At 30.8% G+C, this 18502-nt stretch carries 19 protein-coding genes and 1 other annotated feature; of the genes, 11 read left to right on the top strand and 8 right to left on the bottom strand.

The features are described from left to right. Nucleotides 1-150 precede the first annotated feature (150 nt). The gene (locus P8V03_RS07325; RefSeq protein WP_261672861.1) at nucleotides 151-2049 is read left to right on the top strand and encodes a sensor domain-containing diguanylate cyclase/phosphohydrolase; all 1899 of its coding nucleotides are present in this window, start codon (nucleotides 151-153) and stop codon (nucleotides 2047-2049) included. Between the two features lie 28 nt (nucleotides 2050-2077). On the opposite strand, the gene P8V03_RS07320 is transcribed toward P8V03_RS07325, so the two are convergent. Then, nucleotides 2078-3007, bottom strand: coding sequence for a DMT family transporter (locus P8V03_RS07320; protein ID WP_261672860.1), 930 nt, complete (start codon nucleotides 3005-3007; stop codon nucleotides 2078-2080). Between the two features lie 225 nt (nucleotides 3008-3232). On the opposite strand from P8V03_RS07320, the gene P8V03_RS07315 reads away from it, so the two are divergent. The 6 genes from P8V03_RS07315 to P8V03_RS07290 all read left to right on the top strand — a co-directional run bounded on the left by P8V03_RS07315 (nucleotide 3233) and on the right by P8V03_RS07290 (nucleotide 7990). Further along, entirely contained in the window at nucleotides 3233-3628 is a 396-nt protein-coding gene (locus P8V03_RS07315; RefSeq protein ID WP_261672859.1) for an HNH endonuclease, read from the top strand. A gap of 290 nt (nucleotides 3629-3918) precedes the next feature. Next, nucleotides 3919-4101: a hypothetical protein gene (locus tag P8V03_RS07310; protein ID WP_261672858.1), complete on the top strand. Its 183-nt coding sequence runs from the start codon at nucleotides 3919-3921 to the stop codon at nucleotides 4099-4101. 113 nt (nucleotides 4102-4214) lie between these two features. Continuing rightward, on the top strand, nucleotides 4215-4442 hold the full coding sequence (locus tag P8V03_RS07305) for a hypothetical protein (protein WP_261672857.1): 228 nt from the start codon (nucleotides 4215-4217) through the stop codon (nucleotides 4440-4442). A 154-nt stretch (nucleotides 4443-4596) separates the two neighbouring features. Then, nucleotides 4597-6024, top strand: coding sequence for an APC family permease (locus P8V03_RS07300; RefSeq protein ID WP_261672856.1), 1428 nt, complete (start codon nucleotides 4597-4599; stop codon nucleotides 6022-6024). Nucleotides 6025-6324: 300 nt separating this feature from the next. After that, on the top strand, nucleotides 6325-7401 hold the full coding sequence (locus tag P8V03_RS07295; RefSeq protein ID WP_261672855.1) for a M24 family metallopeptidase: 1077 nt from the start codon (nucleotides 6325-6327) through the stop codon (nucleotides 7399-7401). 175 nt (nucleotides 7402-7576) lie between these two features. Further along, nucleotides 7577-7990 (top strand): CBS domain-containing protein, encoded by a 414-nt coding sequence (locus tag P8V03_RS07290; protein WP_261672854.1) that lies wholly within the window; start codon nucleotides 7577-7579, stop codon nucleotides 7988-7990. 154 nt (nucleotides 7991-8144) lie between these two features. On the opposite strand, the gene P8V03_RS07285 is transcribed toward P8V03_RS07290, so the two are convergent. Together P8V03_RS07285 and P8V03_RS07280 are read right to left on the bottom strand one after the other, a co-directional pair. After that, nucleotides 8145-8315, bottom strand: coding sequence for a hypothetical protein (locus tag P8V03_RS07285; protein WP_261672853.1), 171 nt, complete (start codon nucleotides 8313-8315; stop codon nucleotides 8145-8147). A gap of 32 nt (nucleotides 8316-8347) precedes the next feature. Then, nucleotides 8348-8473: a hypothetical protein gene (locus P8V03_RS07280; protein WP_261672852.1), complete on the bottom strand. Its 126-nt coding sequence runs from the start codon at nucleotides 8471-8473 to the stop codon at nucleotides 8348-8350. Nucleotides 8474-8653: 180 nt separating this feature from the next. Here P8V03_RS07280 and P8V03_RS07275 point away from each other — a divergent pair, with 180 nt between their 5' ends. Together P8V03_RS07275 and P8V03_RS07270 are read left to right on the top strand one after the other, a co-directional pair. Then, on the top strand, nucleotides 8654-9322 hold the full coding sequence (locus P8V03_RS07275) for a hypothetical protein (RefSeq protein ID WP_318797623.1): 669 nt from the start codon (nucleotides 8654-8656) through the stop codon (nucleotides 9320-9322). Between the two features lie 92 nt (nucleotides 9323-9414). Beyond that, nucleotides 9415-9662, top strand: a binding site (T-box leader). 117 nt (nucleotides 9663-9779) lie between these two features. Continuing rightward, nucleotides 9780-10283: a tryptophan transporter gene (locus P8V03_RS07270; RefSeq protein ID WP_318797621.1), complete on the top strand. Its 504-nt coding sequence runs from the start codon at nucleotides 9780-9782 to the stop codon at nucleotides 10281-10283. Nucleotides 10284-10342: 59 nt separating this feature from the next. Here P8V03_RS07270 and P8V03_RS07265 read toward each other — a convergent pair whose 3' ends face one another. Together P8V03_RS07265 and P8V03_RS07260 are read right to left on the bottom strand one after the other, a co-directional pair. Beyond that, the gene (locus tag P8V03_RS07265; RefSeq protein WP_318797619.1) at nucleotides 10343-11359 is read right to left on the bottom strand and encodes a DUF4367 domain-containing protein; all 1017 of its coding nucleotides are present in this window, start codon (nucleotides 11357-11359) and stop codon (nucleotides 10343-10345) included. Then, complete coding sequence (locus P8V03_RS07260; RefSeq protein ID WP_318797617.1) at nucleotides 11352-11867, bottom strand: sigma-70 family RNA polymerase sigma factor; 516 nt, start codon at nucleotides 11865-11867, stop codon at nucleotides 11352-11354. The genes P8V03_RS07265 and P8V03_RS07260 overlap by 8 nt, the downstream gene beginning before the upstream one ends. A 389-nt stretch (nucleotides 11868-12256) precedes the next feature. On the opposite strand from P8V03_RS07260, the gene rpsA reads away from it, so the two are divergent. Further along, on the top strand, nucleotides 12257-13435 hold the full coding sequence (gene rpsA / locus P8V03_RS07255) for a 30S ribosomal protein S1 (RefSeq protein ID WP_318797615.1): 1179 nt from the start codon (nucleotides 12257-12259) through the stop codon (nucleotides 13433-13435). 351 nt (nucleotides 13436-13786) lie between these two features. Continuing rightward, nucleotides 13787-15703, top strand: a complete 1917-nt coding sequence (locus tag P8V03_RS07250; protein WP_261672846.1) for an EAL domain-containing protein — start codon at nucleotides 13787-13789, stop codon at nucleotides 15701-15703. Between the two features lie 132 nt (nucleotides 15704-15835). Here P8V03_RS07250 and P8V03_RS07245 read toward each other — a convergent pair whose 3' ends face one another. From P8V03_RS07245 to P8V03_RS07235, 3 genes are all read right to left on the bottom strand, one after another. Then, on the bottom strand, nucleotides 15836-16324 hold the full coding sequence (locus tag P8V03_RS07245; RefSeq protein WP_261672845.1) for a QueT transporter family protein: 489 nt from the start codon (nucleotides 16322-16324) through the stop codon (nucleotides 15836-15838). 1 nt (nucleotide 16325) lies between these two features. Then, nucleotides 16326-17018, bottom strand: coding sequence for a radical SAM protein (locus P8V03_RS07240; RefSeq protein WP_318797612.1), 693 nt, complete (start codon nucleotides 17016-17018; stop codon nucleotides 16326-16328). Between the two features lie 316 nt (nucleotides 17019-17334). Next, on the bottom strand, nucleotides 17335-17778 hold the full coding sequence (locus P8V03_RS07235) for a DUF1259 domain-containing protein (protein ID WP_261672842.1): 444 nt from the start codon (nucleotides 17776-17778) through the stop codon (nucleotides 17335-17337). Nucleotides 17779-18502 lie beyond the last annotated feature (724 nt).

The following is an 18502-nucleotide window of genomic DNA, read 5'->3' as shown; positions in this document are numbered from 1 at the left end:
TTTTTAGTTTTAAGATATAAGATATCAATAATTAATATACCTTTTTAGGACGAAATTTTGGAGAAAAAATTTCGTTCTTTTTAATAAGAAAAAGTACATATATATTATTTTTAAGATTTAAAAAGAATTTATGAATATGGTGATAGGGATATGGAAGATAAAATTAGTTGTATAACTTGTAGTTGGAGAAAAAGGAACAGCAAGAATAAGAAGCTGAAATTTAATTGCATCAATATAAAAAATGAATTTAAACTTCAGATGGCATACTTTAGTCAGCTTTATGAAAATTCCTTTGAGGCAGTAGCCATTCTTAATAATCAAGATGAAATAATAAGTATAAATAAGAGTTTTACAAAGATTTTTAAGTATGAACTTAATGAGGTAGTTGGGAAATCCATAAATGAGGTAATAGCAGATAGAAAATTGACAAAAGACGCTTTTGATATATCTAAAATCGTTTTACAAGGTGGCTTTGTAAGTCGGGAAACTACTAGAAAAAGAAAAGATGGACAATTAGTAAATGTAAAGATGACAGCCTTTCCTATAATAGTAAGCAATACTCAAATAGGTATATATGCTGTATACGAAGATATAACTGAGCAGAAAGTTATTGAAAAGGCACTGAAAGAACAAAAAGAATGGCTTAAGGTAACTCTATCTAGTATTGGAGACGGAGTTATAGCTACAGATAGAGAAGGAAAAATAAATTTTATGAATAATGCTGCTGCAGAACTCACTGGACACTCAGTAACTGAAGCTGAAGGGAGTGCGTTAACTGATATATTTAATGTGTCATGGGGAAAAAGCTATGATGATGATAGTGAGAGAAAAGACCTTATACTTATGACAGTGATAAATGAAGGGAAAACTTTTAAAAGTGAAGAAAATGTTCAGTTGATTTCTAAAGATAAAAAAGCATATAACATAAGTATATCAGCAGCACCAATACAAATAGAAGGTGGAAAGAGTATAGGAATGGTAATTACATTTCAAAATATTACAGACAGAGTGTTAATGGAAGAAAAACTTATAAAGATGAGTTTATACGACAGCCTTACAGAGGTATATAACAGGACTTATTTCCACAGTATTAGCAATGAACATGATAGTAAAAAATCTCAAAATCTTGGGTTAATTCTTTGTGATTTAGATGGATTAAAAATAATTAATGATACCCTAGGTCATTTTGTAGGTGATGAATTACTAATAGCTACTACGGAAGTTCTAAAAAAAGCATGTGGCAGTAATTGCATAGTTGCCAGAATTGGTGGAGATGAATTTGTAGTTGTATTGAAAAATACTAGTAAAAAAGAAATAGAGGAGTTAAATAGTAAAATTGAAAATGAAATAAAAACATACAATAAAAACAATAATAGACTGCATCTGAGTATATCAAAGGGAATAGCTTTCAGTGGACAAACATTCAAGTCTATGAAGGATATTTTTAAACAAGCAGACAATGATATGTACATATGTAAGTTACACAATAGAGAGAGTAATAGAAATGCAATAATGAAAACTATGATAAAAGCTTTAAAGGAAACAGATTTTGTTACAGAGGGACATATAGAAAGAATGAAAAAGATATCCGTTGGATTTGCTGCTAATTTAGGGCTGCCAAAGAAAATCATAAACTCAATAGGGCTTTTAGCTGAATTTCGTGATATTGGTAAGGTAGGGGTGTCTAGTGAGTTGTTGCAGAAACCTGGTATGCTAAATGATGAGGAAAAAAAGGAGTTGAAACGGCATAGTGAGATAGGTTATAGAATAGCAAAACATGCTACTGCTTTGGAGCATATCGCAGAACTAATACTAAAGCATCATGAAGCTTGGGATGGGAATGGATATCCAATAGGATTGAAAGGAGTACGTATTCCTATAGAATGTAGGATAATATCTATTGTAGATGCCTATGATGCAATGACAAGTAATAGTCCTTATAAAAAACCCATGAGTAAGAGGGAAGCCATAGAAGAACTTAAAAAATGTGGTGGTGTTCAATTCGACCCTGAATTAGTAGATAAATTTATTAAATATCTAAAACCATAGAGTTTCTCTAAACTCTATGGTTTTACAATTATACAGAGGTTTCAGATGGGGATTCTGAGACCTTTTTTTCTTTGCTGCCAAAAAAGGTTGAGAATAAAATTAATAAACCACCAATTACCTGGAATACTGTCATAGTTTCTTTTAGGAATACAAAGCCAAAGATGACAGCGGATATAGGATCGATATAACTTACTACAGCTATGCTTTGAGCTTTTAAATCCTTCATAGCGGAAAAGTATAATAAATAAGGTATTCCTGTATGTACTATTCCAACTATAAGAATAAATATTAGGCTTTTTAATCCAGAGATATGCAAATTGTTTCTGTATATTATAATTGGAAGTAATACTATTGCGGCGGTAGAGATCTGAACTACAGTCATTTCATAACCGGACAAACCCTTTATGTACTTGTTTAATAAAACAACTGAAGCATAAAATACTGCAGCCATAAGCCCAAAAATAATTCCTTTAATATGATTGTAATTAGCGCTAGAAGTAACCCCTTGGTTGTTTAATATTAGGAATAAACCAAGCATAGCACCAGCTACAGCAAAAAATTTAGATTTAGTAAATTTTTCTTTTAGGATAAAGGGTGACAACAGTATTACAAACACTGGAGCAAAGTAATAACTTAAGGTAGCGTTTGAAATAGTAGTATATTTGTAGGATTGAAATAAAAGCATCCAGTTAAATGCCATGGTTATACCAGAGGCAATTAGGATGTAGATTTTTTTTCTATCATCATTTTTATTTATAGATTGAGATTCTAGACTATTTTCTATGGAACTAGATTTGCTTATACTTTTTCTCGTGAAACCATATACTATAAGAAATATACTAGCTATGGTTGCACGAAGAAATACAGTTTCAATTGATGGTAAATCAATATTTTTGACGAAGAGTCCAATACTTCCCCATATAGCCATTGAAAGGATAACCTTAAACATAGCACTCATTTAAAAACCCCCCTTATTAAATTAATGGTTCTAAGATTAGGTTAAAATTACTATTTTTAATTATAACATATAAAGCAAATTAAGCTATAAATAAAGTACTGAATTTGTCATTTGATTTAATATTCTAAATTAAACCAATTCCATAATTATTTTCATGTGTAATATCTCAAAAGCTGTGATATAATTGAGCTATAAATTAATGTTTTAATAATAGGAGGGGAAAAATTGCTAAGGTGCGAAATCTGTGGTAGACAAGCGGATAAACATCATATAGTATACAGAAGCCAAGGAGGCGTGGATTTTCCATTGAATTTTAGATATCTCTGTTCTGAACATCATAGAGGAAAAGAAGGCCCTCACAAGAATAGGAGATTAGACTTAGAATATAAGTTGCAGATGCAGAAAAGCTTAGAGCAGTTATTATACAAGGAATATTACAGTATAGATGAACTTGTGCTCTTGCTTCAAATAAATAAAGGAATGTTAAAGAAGCTTTTTAAGGATTATAAACTATATAAAGAAGGTTATAAAAAATCCGATATAGTATTTAGACTTATGGGAAAAAAAGTATACACAGAATATATGCTTGAAGAATATTATGATTTTATAGCAAACTTTTAATTAAGGTAAATTATCTGATAAGGATTTTATATAATAGTAAATAAGTATCTAGGGATTTAATAATGGAATATTTAAGTAGAATTTATTACTAAGGTAAGGTAATTATAGACACTTTACTTTAGTAAAAAAACATTTTTCAGAATATTTAGCATTATGAAAAAGACTGTGTGAGAAACTGGCTTTTCTATTTTTTTATATTGAAATTTTCTTGAATTATTATAACAAATGGTTAGAATCTGTGGGGATTATATGATTTAACAATATCACAACAGAAATATGGGGGGATGGAAATGCAAGAAAATATTTTAATGATTTTAACTTTAGATGAAATTAAGAAAATTACAGAAGGATTAAAGTATGGATTGCTTTTTATGGATGAGAATGAAGGCAAATTTAACGAGAAAGAAAAGGACAATTTAGAGGATATGCTTATAAAGCTATTAAAAGCTCAATATGATTGTTCAAAAAGCTAGTTACGAAGATTATCTTTAGAAAATTCTTTAAAACAATCTTATTTATAAATACATTATTTTTATCTACATGGATAACCTATAAATGAAAAAACAGATAAGGGGGCTTTTTAAATATGGATAGATTTGAATTAGATGATATAAAAGATATTCATGTAGGTGATGTTCCAATAGCTAAAAAAGGAGTAATTGACAGCCTTTTAGGCAAGGATATTCATAAGGATGAGGTGCCTATGGAAAAACTTTCATCCTATAGAAAAGGCCATGAAATCGGAACACATGTAGAAAACTTACTCAAAGGTGATCAAGTGGATCGTAAAAAAGATGAACCAGAAATTGATTAAAATTTATAGTTGAACTTTCAAAAACTACCTTATTCTGAAAAAGATAAGGTGGTTTTTGTTTATATTTGGTATTTTATTCTATGTGTACATGTGCTAGCTATTATGATAAAATTTATTACTGCATCAACTAAATCAAATTCAAAGAGGTGTAGAAATGAAAAGAAAAATTGGTTTATGGGATTTAGTCTTCATGAATGTATCGGCATTATTCGGAATTAGGTGGATTGCAAAATCTACTGCCTCCAGCTTCGGATTAGGGCTTGGGGCTATACCAATATGGATTGTTTTCGCCTTTATCTTTTTTGTACCTAGTGCCTTAATATGTGCAGAATTAGCGGCTACATACCCTAGGGATGGTGGTCTCTATGAATGGGTAAAAGAAGCTTATGGTGAAAAGTGGGGATTTATGGTATCTTGGCTAAATTGGACTGCCAAGATATTTTGGTATTCGTCTTTTCTAACTTTTTTAACTGTTAATATTTCCTATATATTAGGAAGACCAGAACTTGCTACCAGCAAACTATTTGTACTGATAGCATCACTAGTTCTTTTTTGGATATTATCTCTAATAAGCACTAGAGGAATGGCCTTAGGAAAAGTTTTTACAAGTGCTGGAGCTTTGGGTTCTACAGTGCCGGCGATACTTTTAATAAGTATGGCCTTTATTTCGGTGTTTATATTTGGGAATAGACCAGCATCAACCTATACAATGGCTACCTTAACTCCTAAGTTAAGCGCAGATTCCTTTGCTTCAATTTCCTCTATAATGTTTGCACTTGCTGGTGCTGAAATTTCTGCAAATTTCGTAACAGAAGTTGAAGATGTTAAAAAGACTTTTCCAAGAGCGACTATAATAGCTGCAGCATTAGTTGGAGGACTTTATGTTTTAGGATCAATAGCCATTACTATGGTACTTCCATCCGATAAGATTACTGCATCACAGGGAATATTAGAGGCTCTTTCAGCAGTTGCAGGAGATTTAGGAATAGGTCCATGGTTTATACGTATTGTAGCCTTTGGAATAGCACTCTCAGTAATAGGTACTATAATAATTTATATAGCGTCCCCTATAAAAATGTTATTTGGAAGTGTGCAGAAAGGTATATTTTCAGAAAGATTAACAAAGGTTAATGACAGGAATATACCTGTTAATGCTGTTATACTTCAGGCGGTAATAGTAAGTATTATATTACTTGGCACTAATTTGCTGCCATCTGTTGATGCTATATATAACGTACTTCTTACAATGACTGCTTTAACAGCATTGTTTCCATATGTTCTTTTATTTGCTGCCTACATAAAATTGAGAAAGACTAGGTTAGGTGAGATTAGACCCTATGAAATGTCAAAATACAACAAGAATGCTATTGGGTTAGCATACTTAGTGCTAATAGTTACTGTGCTAGGAATAGTGTTATCAGCAGCGCCTGTTATGAATACTTTTAAGGAAAATCTACTATATGAGATAGAAATGGTAGGTGGAGCTGTTGTAGTTGTAGGACTAGGGCTGAGAATCTGGAGCAGCTTCGTTAAGAAAACAGGGTTTAAAGATAGAGTGGAAAGTAAAAGAATTTCACAATAAAAAGTATAAAAAAGTATGATTAAGTAGAAATTATAAGTTAGTTTTTACTTAATCATATTTTTAAGAAAATGAATAATTTATGTCATAAAGATATTATTTATATGCTGAAAATTAAAATTAATTTTGCTAATTTTAAGATTTGAACTTGCGAAATTTAGAAACTTTTTATATTATATAAATAAGGAATCACTTAAAAATATTTAATTAAGCAACAAAAATATTTTTCCAAGACTTAATCTAGTAATTCTTACTTAATAAGAGTTAACAAAGACTTAAGCATAATAAAGGAGGAGCTAAACTATGAATATGGAAAGACTTAATAAAGTGTTAAAAGAAATGGAAGCTGCAAATACACCTCAAATGTTGGTTTCTGATCCAGCAGCTATATTCTATCTAACTGGAAAATGGATTCATCCTGGTGAAAGAATGCTTGCACTATACATAAATTTAAATGGTAATAATAAATTATTTATAAATGAATTATTCCCTGTTACTGAAGACTTAGGAGTTGAAAAGGTTTGGTTTAATGACACTCAGGATGCAGTTGAAATCGTTTCCCGATATGTAGAAAAGGATAAACCAATGGGAGTTGATAAAAACTGGCCAGCTCGTTTCTTACTAAGACTTATGGAGCTAAAAGGAGGAAGCACTTTTATTAATGGTTCAGCAATATTAGACAGAGTTAGAATGTGTAAAGATGCTGCAGAGAGAGATTTGATGAGAGAGGCTTCAAGAATAAATGATTTAGCTGTAGACAGAATGATAAAGCTAATACCAGAAAAACATTCTGAAAAGAAGATGGGACAGTTATTATTAAGCATATATGAAGAGTTAGGTGCAGAAGGTTATTCCTTTGACCCAATTATAGCTTATGGAGCAAATGCTGCAGACCCACATCATGGATGCGATAACTCCGTAGTAAAAGAAGGAGATAGTGTAATAGTAGATATAGGTTGCGTAAAGGATTCTTATTGTTCAGATATGACAAGAACTGTATTCTATAAATACGCTTCAGATAAAGGTAAAGAAATATACAATATAGTACTAGAAGCTAATAGAAGAGCTATTGATATAGTTAAACCAGGAGTAAGATTCTGTGATATAGATGCTGCAGCAAGAGATCATATATCAGCTCATGGATATGGAAAGTTCTTTACTCATAGAACAGGACACTCAATAGGTATTGAAACTCATGACTTTGGTGATGTTTCTTCAGTAAATACTGATAGAGTACAGCCAGGTATGATATTCTCTGTAGAACCAGGTATATACTTACCAGGTGAAGTTGGAGTTAGAATAGAGGATTTAGTTTTAGTAACTGAGGACGGATGCGAAATACTTAATAAGTATGACAAAGAATTAATTATAGTAGAATAGTAAGACAAAAACCTGCTGTTATAAAATTTAAATATCAGCAGGTTTTTTGACTGATTAAATATTTAGCATTATAATTATATTTAAAGAGTAGAATATAAAGTATAAAAACTTATTGTAAAAACAAAGAATACCTATAAGGTTTTTAAAGAAAAGTATGTTAGGAGAAAGGGATAATATGAATATAGCTTTTTTTCTTACACCAAAAAATGATGTAATATATGCGAGTTTAAATTCAACAATGAGACAAGCATTGGAGAGGATGGAGTATCATAGATATACTGCTATACCTCTTATCGATGAAAAAGGAAAATATGTTGGAACTTTGACAGAGGGAGATTTGCTTTGGAAATTAAAGAATACCTCTGGGCTAACTTTTGACGATACAAGTAAGGTTTTTATAAAAGATATAGAGAGAAGGGTGAATAACAAGCCAGTCTATATTAATTCTGATATTGAAGACTTAATAACCTTATCTATTAACCAAAATTTCGTTCCAGTAGTAGACGATAACGAAATATTTATTGGGATAATCAAAAGAAGTGATATAATCAACTATTGGTATAAGAATTTATTTGCTAAAAAAGATTAAAAATCAGCTTAGGCTATATTACGTTAGTCTAATGATTATATCTAACATAATTTGTTCCACTTACTTTAAGGAATATTCATGGATTTTAATTTAAGTTTGTTCCAGAAAAGGTGTAAAATCTTTTCTGGAACAAACTTAGTGAAATTAAATATGTCTACATATGAGAGCCGTTATCGTTATTAGCTAAAACTCTTTGTTTTTGAGCAATACCTGCAGGGTTTCCACGCTGCATATATCCATTATCTGCTTCTCTACTGGCGTTATCTTCAGCATCCATAGACTTCATTTTTGCATCTGTTGTTGGATCAGACTTTTTGTTTGCCATAAATTTATCCCACCTTTATTTTTCTTCTTGTATTATCTTCCAGAATACTTTCCAGACATTCCGGGGATTTCCTTATTTATTCTTCTCTCTGCATCTTTAACTGCAGGATTGTGAACTCTATCTTTTTTTGTAAGAACCTCAATTTTTTTCTTAACCATTTACAACTCCCCTTTCAAAATTATTTTTTCCTACTGGAACAGTTTTATTCTTTATAATCAGTGGCTAATATTCCATTATTGTTTAAAGTAAATTATAAAAGAATAGGACAAAATAATGTTATCTAAATGTCTAAAATTCAACTCGCACTTGTAACTAAAAAAAGATTGAGAGGTGATTTTTTGCATTCAGATATATTAAAATTAAATGATGTTAGTATATTTACTGCAGATATAAAAGAAAACAATAGTCTTGCAATAGGAGTTCCACATCATACTCCATCTGGAACTTACAAAATGCCTTGTGAAAGTCATAAATATGGAGATGAAAATACAGGATATATTGGTAATTACATTGCGGAAATGCTAAACTGTTCTTTCTTATGCGCTTGTAATTATTTTATAGATCCAAATAAAAATCATGATTATAACTATAGCGATTATTATTTGGCACTTCAGAGGTGCAGGCCTAGATATTTAGTCGAAATACATGGACATGGACCCTTTAATGCTGGTGAGTATGATATAGAAATATCCTGTGGAAGTAAGGAAGAAGAAATCTATGCACATAATCTTAGAAAGGAAATTCAAAGATTAATAAATAACGAATGCTTAAAAAATGATAGTGACGGAGATTTAGCAGAATTAAAAAAGCTAAGAATAAATTCAGATTTTGATAATATATATTTCAAAGCAACTAAATCGTCCACCATAACTGATAAGAGATGGGTGAGCTATCATATTGAATTACCTCTTATGCTAAGGATATCTGATAAAAAAGAGGAGCTGCCAAAGATAGGGGAAAAGTTCACAAATATTCTCTGTAAGGCTATAGCAAATACTTGTAAGTGAATTTGTAATATAATAATTTTTTGGACTATTGGGAAAACTATCGTTGACAATGCTCTATTAAACTGGTAGTATATAAATACAGTTTAATATTAATTAATCCTTTGATGAGGAAGAGTAGCTGTATTACTTAGTTACAGAGAGTTGAGGATGGTGTGATCTCAATACGATAGTTACCAGTGAATGGGCCTTTGAGGAGTAAATCGAAATTTAGAGTTTTTAAAGAGTAGTCAATTACCGTAAGCCACACGTTATAGTGGATGAGGCATGTTAGTGCCTGAAATTAAGAGGTGTTTATTTTAAACACAATTTAGGTGGTACCGCGGATATCTCCGTCCTATTTATTAGGACGGAGTTTTTTATTTTAAATAAATATTTCAGGAGGAGTTGCTATGTTGTGAAAGAGTTTATATATTCATCTATTATCATTTGATTATTATTTGAAAAGGAGATGTATTTCATGAATGTAAAAAACCTTATCTTAAACTCACTGTTTTTAGCTATAGGTGCTGTATTGCATCAAATTTCCCCTCCAATAGTATTAGGTATGAAGCCGGATTTTTCTTTGGTAATGTTATTTATAATAATGATTCTAAATAAGGATTATAAAACTTGTATAAGTGCAGGAATTGTAGCAGGAATACTATCAGCAGCAACAACTACTTTTCCTGGGGGACAAATAGCAAATTTTATAGACAAGATTATAACAGCAAATGTAATATTTTTATTCTTAAAACCTATGAGAAATAATATAAACCATCAATTAAAAATTGTTTTAGTTACAATAGTAGGAACTATAGTAAGCGGCACAGTGTTTTTAACAGCAGCTTCTCTTATGGTAGGCCTACCGACTAAATTCACTATACTATTTTTATCTGTGGTTTTACCGGCATCTTTGATAAATACTGTAGCCTCACTTATATTATCTAATGTAGTAAATACAGCATTAAGAAGGGCTGTATAATAGGTTTAACTTACAGATAACAATAATCGCAAATTTAGAAAAAACTTAATTTGATTGAGTTAACCAATGGATTTTAATATTTTGGTTAACTCACTTTCGGATAAGTTTCCTGTGATTGTATATTCTATATTGTTATTTATCCATTTGATTTCCGTTATTAGTATGTTTGGGTTAGCTGTATCCTTAGTCTTAGAAACATATGCCTTTGAACCATTAAAGTCGATACTCTCACCAACATAATTTATATAAGTAGTGCTTTTATTTTGTACTATTCTAAAGTAAGTATTTTCAAAACTATAGTTCAATTTTACATATACTTCCTTAGAGTTATCTTTTGGTATTGATACATCTGTAAGCTGGAAGCCATTTGGTAAATAAGAAGGCATGAGAATTTTATCTCCCCAAAAGTTTTCGGCATCAGCAACACTTATAGGATTAGGAGAGTCTAATGCAACTTTCATAGAAGGCGTATCCATGTTTAAAAGGCTACTTTGAGGAATATCATTTGTTTCATCTATATTAAAGTCCAATGATGATTTTTCTGGTATACTATTTGTTGTATTATGTTGTGGCAAGGTTCTGGAAGCCTCTGTTTCTGGTACTCTGGTTAAGCTTTCATTTTTGCTTGAGTCAGTTAGGTTATTATCATTATTAGAGGAAATAACTTTTTCTTCCCTTTGGTTATTTTTAATAATGGTATCATAGTCATTCTGTTGACTTTTGTCTTTTGATTGAATTTCACCCTTTGTAAGATCGCTTTTTAAAGTATCTTGATCATTTGTCTTACTTTCCTTTGGAAAAGTATCATTATCAATATTATTAAGACTAATTGATTTATTAGGTAATTCTTTACTAACATTATTATTTAGTTTAGGGTTATGTAATATAAATTTATAGTTGAAAATTGAAAATGCTATAATAGCTGCTGATGCAGCAGTTATAAAAATTGGTTTAGTACTATGTTCTTTTTTTTCTTTGCACTTTTTTAAAGTTAATGATTTTAGTTCATCAGTAACTTTAATATCCTTAAGAACAGAATCCGTAATTTCTCTCAAATTATTAATATCTTTACTCATAGCTTATCTTCCCATCTAAATTATATTTTAAAATTTCTCTAGCCCTAAATAACTGACTCCTTACTGTTCCCTCAGGTATACATAGTATTTTACTTATTTCAGCAGTTGAAACTTCTTCATAATAAAAAAGAATAACTACTTCCTTATATTTTTTAGGAAGTTTCATAACTTCCTTTAGTAATTCATTATATTCGAATTGTTTAATAACTTCTTCATCGGGATTGTCCAAAATATTGGTATCACAATTGAAAAGTTTTTGATCTTGGTTGAATACTATTCTTTTTAACCAAGAACTTCTTAATATATCTTTACAAGTATTCATAGTAATAGATAAAATCCAAGTTTTTACACTGCTATTTCCTTGAAATTTATTAAGGTTCTTATAGACCTTCACAAACACTTCTTGGAATGCATCTTCTGCAAGATGCTTGTCCTTCAAGTATATATAGGCAATTCTGAGTACATCATTCCCATATTCGTCAATTAGTTTCTCAATCTCTTTATCCATATACGCAATAATATCTTATGTTAAGATATTTCCCCCTTTCAGCATATTAGACGCATTATAAGCGTCTTATGCTTCAAAAAATAAATGAAAAGTTTTAAAATTTTTGTTAAGGAATAAATTTTTACCAACCTAATAATTAAGAACATATAAACTATTACTTTAATCATATCTAAAGTAATTAATTTTACAATATTTATTTTGAAGTTTAATGAAGATAGAGACCTATATATCTTCAAATTTTCAACGAATTTTTCTTAAAAAATCCCCTTTCACAACTATCTTTGGTATTAGGCGTACTTAGTGGTAGAATGTTCCATTAGGTTTGTGATAGAATAAAATTGTAATTAAAGTAAATCTTAATATATATCAATATAAAAGGAGCTGGTTATATGTCATTTGATAATAACGAAGTAAGTTCAATGAATGAGGCTATGAATGAGATTGAATCCTCAATGAAAACTGTTAAAAGGGGAGAAATAGTAAAGGGGAAAGTAATCTCTGTTACAAATAATGGGGCAATTATTAATTTAGGATATATGTCAGATGGAGTTTTGCCAAAAAGTGAAGTTACTGAAGATACAGAGGTAAACCTTAATGAATTATTAAAAGAAAATGATGAGATTTATGTTTACATATTAGATATGAACGATGGAGAGGGCAATGTTGTTGTGTCTAAAAAGACAGCAGATAGAGAAAAGGTCTGGGAGCAGTTACAGGAGTTATTTACTGCAAACAATACTTTTGATGTAGTAGTTAAGGAAGTAGTAAAAGGAGGAGTAGTAGCCAACGTAAAGGGGGTTAGAGCTTTTATTCCAGCATCTCAACTATCAGCATCCTTTGTAAAGGATTTAAATGAATTTGTAGGCAAAACTCTGGAAGTAAAGGTGATTGAACTTGATAGAGATAAACAAAGATTAGTGCTATCTAGAAAAGAGGTAGAGCTAAAGGAGCGTGAAAGTAAGAAAGAAAAGCTATGGGAGGAAATTAAACCAGGGGAAAAAAGAATAGGTAAGGTAAGCAGACTTGCCAAGTTTGGTGCCTTTGTTGACTTGGGAGGAATAGATGGTCTAATTCATATATCAGAGCTTTCATGGAAGAGAGTTAAAGACCCTTCAGAAGTGGTCTCTGTTGGTCAACAGGTAGAAGTGTATGTGTTGGAAGCAGATAAAGAAAAAAATAGAATATCCTTAGCTTTAAAAGATCTAAGTGAAGATCCTTGGAACAATATCATAAAAAACTTTAAGATTGGAGATGTAATTGAGGGAACAGTCACTAAATTTTTAAACTTTGGTGCTTTTGTTGAGATAGGGCTAGGAGTTGAAGGATTAGTTCATCTTTCAGAGATATCCGAAGAAAGAATTACTAAGGCAAGTGATGTGTTAACTTTAGGACAAAAGGTAAAAGTTAAGATACTAAATATAGATGAGAAAGAAAAGAAAATAAGCTTAAGTATAAAGGAAGCTGTGGAAAAGCCAAAGGAAGACATTAAAAAATATGTTGATACAGCTTCAGGGGTGACTCTTGGAGATTTATTCAAAGACAAACTAAAGGATTTTAAGTTTGATTAAAGAAAAAGTAATTTTATTGTAATATAGTAGTTTTTAGTTGATAGAACAAGTTATCAAAATAGTGATAGCTTGTTTTATTTTGTTTACATGAGCTGGTAGGTTATGGTATGTTAATATGTGGAGAGATATTTCCACAATAATTAGGAACTTTTAAAATTTGACAAAAAAATTATAAATTTTTAACACATGAGCCATTTAATATGGTAAAATGTAAACAAGAGTGTATATTTATTTAATTTATGCATGTTATTTTTAAAATTTAATGGTAAATTTATTTTAATTAAAAGGCACAGAAAATTCCATGCAATTAATATAATTAGTTCAGTATAGAAAATGAAAGTTGGTGGGAGCTTGGAATATAAATTTTCGGAACTAGTGAACATGGGCGAGTTACAGGAGTTGGTTAATAGTTTTTATTCAGTAACAGGGATAAGTTGTCTAATAAAGGACAACGATGATAAATTAGTAGCCAAAAATAGTGATAATTGTAGTGATATAAACAAATATGATTTCTTATATAGATTTAAATGTGATGGGGCGGAAAGAAATATTTTAAAACAAATAAAAGAGGGTAAGGAATACGCTATATGTAGATGTACGAGCGGTTTGATATATATAGGTGCTCCGATAATAATTAATGGGAAAAACATAGCTACATTATTTGCAGGTCAAGTATTTTTTAAAGAACCTAAAATTGAATATTTTAAAAATCAGGCTAAGTATTTTGGACTTATTGAAGATGAATATATAAAAACTATACAGCAAATTCCTGTGGTTTCAGAAGATGATATTAAAAAAATGATAGATTTTCTTTGTAAGGGTGCAAGGATGTTCGGAGAATTAGGATATAAGAATCTAAAAGAATTAGAAGCTAATAAATTAATAAACGAAAATTATTTAGAACTTTCAGCTGTATATGAACAGCTTAGTGCTGCAGAACAAGAGCTTAGAGAACAGTACAAAGAGATGGAACGAATGGCATACTATGATTTTGTTACGGATTTACCTAACTGGAACTTTTTTAGAAAAGAGCTGAACGATAGGATAGATAACCATGAGTACTTTGCTGTTTACCACATTGATTTAGATAATTTTAAAAATGTTAACGATACCTTTGGACATGAGTATGGAGATAAGCTGTTAAAGAAAATAGGACAGGCTATTCAAAATGAGCTTGGCGAAGGGTTTATAGTATCAAGAACTGGTGGAGATGAGTTCTTGATACTGCAGACAGGGGTAGAAGATAAAGAAGTAGTTGCAGCAACTGCAGAGAGATTATTAGCATCCTCAAATGGTTTGTGGGAAATTGATGAAAAAGAGTTTTTCATATCAGTTAGTATAGGTATAAGCATTTATCCAGGTGATGGTGAAGATATTACTAGAATATTAAGAAATGCAAATATAGCAGTAAACAAAGCTAAGGCTGATGGAAAGAGTTCCTATAAGTTCTTTAAAAGATCAATGTATGATGAGGTTCTTAGAAAAACCGAATTAGAAGCTGAGCTTAGAAAGGCTATCAAAAATAGAGAATTTACGCTATATTATCAGCCGCAAGTAGATGTAGAGACTAGAAAAATAGTAAGTTTCGAAGCACTTATTAGGTGGAATAATAAAAAATTCGGGTGGGTTTCACCTAGAGAATTTATTAGCCTAGCTGAGGAAACAGGCTTAATAGTACCAATCGGTGAGTGGGTTTTAAGAACTGCTTGTAAGCAAAACAGGGAGTGGAGAAATAAAGGTTATTGTTATAATTTTATTTCTGTTAACGTCTCTGCCATTCAGCTTCAAAAAAGTGATTTTGTAGCGGCAGTTAAGAAGGTTTTGAAGGAAACAAATACAGATCCGCAAGCTTTGGAAATTGAAATAACAGAGAGTGTTATGATGGAGTCCTTAGAATTAAATTTAAGTGCCTTAAACGAGTTAAGAGGTATAGGGGTAAGAGTAGCTCTAGATGACTTTGGAACGGGATATTCTTCCTTAAATTATTTAAAAAGCTTACCTATAAACACGCTAAAAATAGACAAAACATTTATTGATGGACTTTGTAAAAATTCCTATGAAGAAATAATCACTGAGCAAATAATAAATCTTGCACATAAAATGGATTTAGAGGTCGTTGCAGAAGGGGTAGAGCTAGAGGAACAACTAAAATCTCTAGAAGTTAAAAGTTGTAATAAAATTCAAGGATATTATTTTGGAAGACCTCTTCCGCCAGAAGAAATGGCTACAGTTTTCGAAAACTCATCCTTTCAAAAGGGGATAAAGTAAAAATATTAGAAATAAAGCAGAAAAGCTAAGAACTTTTTATAAAACTGATAGCAAGTTCTTAACTTTTCTGCTTTTATTAAATATTTAGTAATGAAGATAAACTAAGAATCAGATAGAATATCGGATAAAAATTTACTGGTATTTCAGTACCTTCATCACATCTTCTCTTTTCATTAATAATTTAAATAAAGGGTATCCTATACAGGTGACTACAACAAATTCTCCTAGAGCGACATATAAAGCAGATTCCAAAAATGGAAGATTTAATGCAAAATATAATTCAGCCCCTACAATTAATCCGTTTGCTATAGTAGGCCAAAGGGTTGCAATAAATAAACTTTTTGTTTTCTTTATCATGTAAACTGCCAATAGAGTAGCTGTAGTTCCAACTAATACATCAACTATCCCTAAAGGGCTGTAAAGATTTGATATAGCACATCCAAGTACAAGACCAGGTATATATATAGGATCAATGAATGCTAAAAGAGTCATCACCTCGGAAAATCTAAATTGCACAGCACCGTAACTTAAGGGAGCTATGGATACTGTTGCTACTGCATATATGGCAGCAGTTATTGCAATTTTGACTAATTTTTTTATGTTTTTACTACTATTATTCATTTTATTCTCCTCCAACTCCAAAGTCAGTATTATTCCAAAGAATTTCTATATTATCATTATGCTCTAAGAAACTGTAATTCTCTCTAAACCATTGAATTAGCTCAGCGTCTCTCTTCAGGGGTGTAGTATTTTCAACATACATGTTTATACATCCGTATTGGAAATACTTTAATAAATATTCAATGTCTTTTTTAATCATATCTTTAGTTTGCCCTTTAATTCCTACCATGAGACATATAGAGTTGAAATATTTAGATACTTCCTCTGGACCTGAGAATATGGCTCCTTTATTTAGAACATTGTTTCTGAAATTGTCATCGAAGGTTTCTATACCGCATTTAAAGATAATGGGAACTTCAAAGAACTCCCTCATTTCATTAAGTCTGTTTCTATAAATCCAGTGACTTTCTAAAAATAGCTTTTCTATACCTTTAGAGAATATTGCTTCTTTAACGTCGGTTAAAGTATCCTTAGGTAATTCAAAACAGCTTCCTGAATTTATCACTTCTAAGGATCTGTACTTGCCTGTAATATTTTCAAGAACTTCTTTGTTTAGCCTTACATTGGCGGCGGTATCTTCGCTATTGTCGTGTATATAGTCACAAAAAGAACAGCGACTCCAAATACATGGTGACGCCTTAAGTAAAACAATTTCACGTTGATTTTTATCTTCTACTAAGCTGTATCGTATCATTTTTTATTTACCTCCTTGTTTTTTTTATTGTAGAAGTGGTTAGGCAAGGAACACTTCTCACGGCTTACAAACATTGATTATACAACACTTCCGGGGTATTGACAAGGCAAACGGCAAAAAAACGGCAAAAATTAAAAAATATTAATGTTACACTTAAAAATTATGATTAGGAATATAGGTAAATTTAGATGCGAAATAATATGTGTCTAGGTAATAAGAAAAATTGAGGATATAATAATAGGGGTTTTTATGTAATAAAGTAACTGCAGAATATTCAGCAGTTACCCGAGCTAATTATATTAAAACGTGTAAAGCATCAGCACCTTAAGACGCGTAAAGCATCTGCTACTTTTCTTGCGAAATTTAAAGGTTCATCAATAGATTCAAAGTGAATATACATGAGTCTTGGATTATCAAATAACCAATGGTTATGGAGAGCAGTAACTGTTATTCCATGTTCTCTAAGAATTGTAATGAAATCATTAATTTCTTTCTGTAAAATTACTGTTTCACCTAAATTAAGAGTTCTTCCACAGCTATCGGTAGATTCGAAAGAGAATAAAGCAGCTAAAGCTAATGGAGAATGAGTTGGTCTTCCTAATATTGTTGCATCTATATCTCTAAGAAATGTCACAACGCATAAATCTCTTGTAGATGTTAAAATTTCTGCTCCAAGTATCCTGGCAAATTGGTTGCAAAGATTACAAGGATTTTTAGTGTGGCTACAAGAATCTTTAGTTTTTTTATGACAATCTGTCATCTTAAGTCACCCCTATAATATTTTTTAGAAAATCAAGATTATAGCTTGTCCTTAGTTTTTGAGCAAAACTTGATTTTCTATGTAATATGGAGTGGGTACCTGTGGTAATATGATATGCAACTTACTTATATTTGTGCCTAATCAGGTATAATTCCTATAAAATCAAGTGAAAGAGAGAATATGTATGAGTAAGCAATATGTGAGATTAGCACTAGAAGATATGCGCTATAGAACATGCATTTCAACTTAAAGTAGAAAATAAAAGGATAATGCTTGCGTTCGCTAAGGTAGCCGCTGACTTAAGTAAAGACATTACGGAAGTAGAGAAAATGAAAAAAAATATGAACCATGAAGAATCATTAATAAAGAGGTTTGAGAAAAATATAAAAGATTTATAGTTAAAATCATGAGACAAATTTGAGATTTTATTGAGACAAAACACTGTTAAAAGTGATTTATAATAGTAGTATAGAAATTTGGACTAAAGGCTGTGTTAGGCAATGGGTATTACGTGGCACAGCTGGGAGAGGAAACTCCCCTTTAAATATGAAATAATAAGCAACTGGGGCTTACATGATAGGTTAGAATCCTATTTGTTCCTACTAAACATCCCCATACTCTGAGAAAAGGCACTTGGAGAAATATCAGGTGCCTTTAATTTAATAATTATGTAATACTAACGACACAAGACTGTAACATTAGATATCTATAATAATAATTGTCC

This window comes from Clostridium tanneri (assembly GCF_033659955.1).
Classification (GTDB): Bacteria; Bacillota; Clostridia; order Clostridiales; family Clostridiaceae; genus Clostridium_AM; species Clostridium_AM tanneri.
The sequence above is the reverse complement of the archived record's forward strand: the minus strand, read 5'-3'. Positions and strand labels throughout refer to the sequence as shown.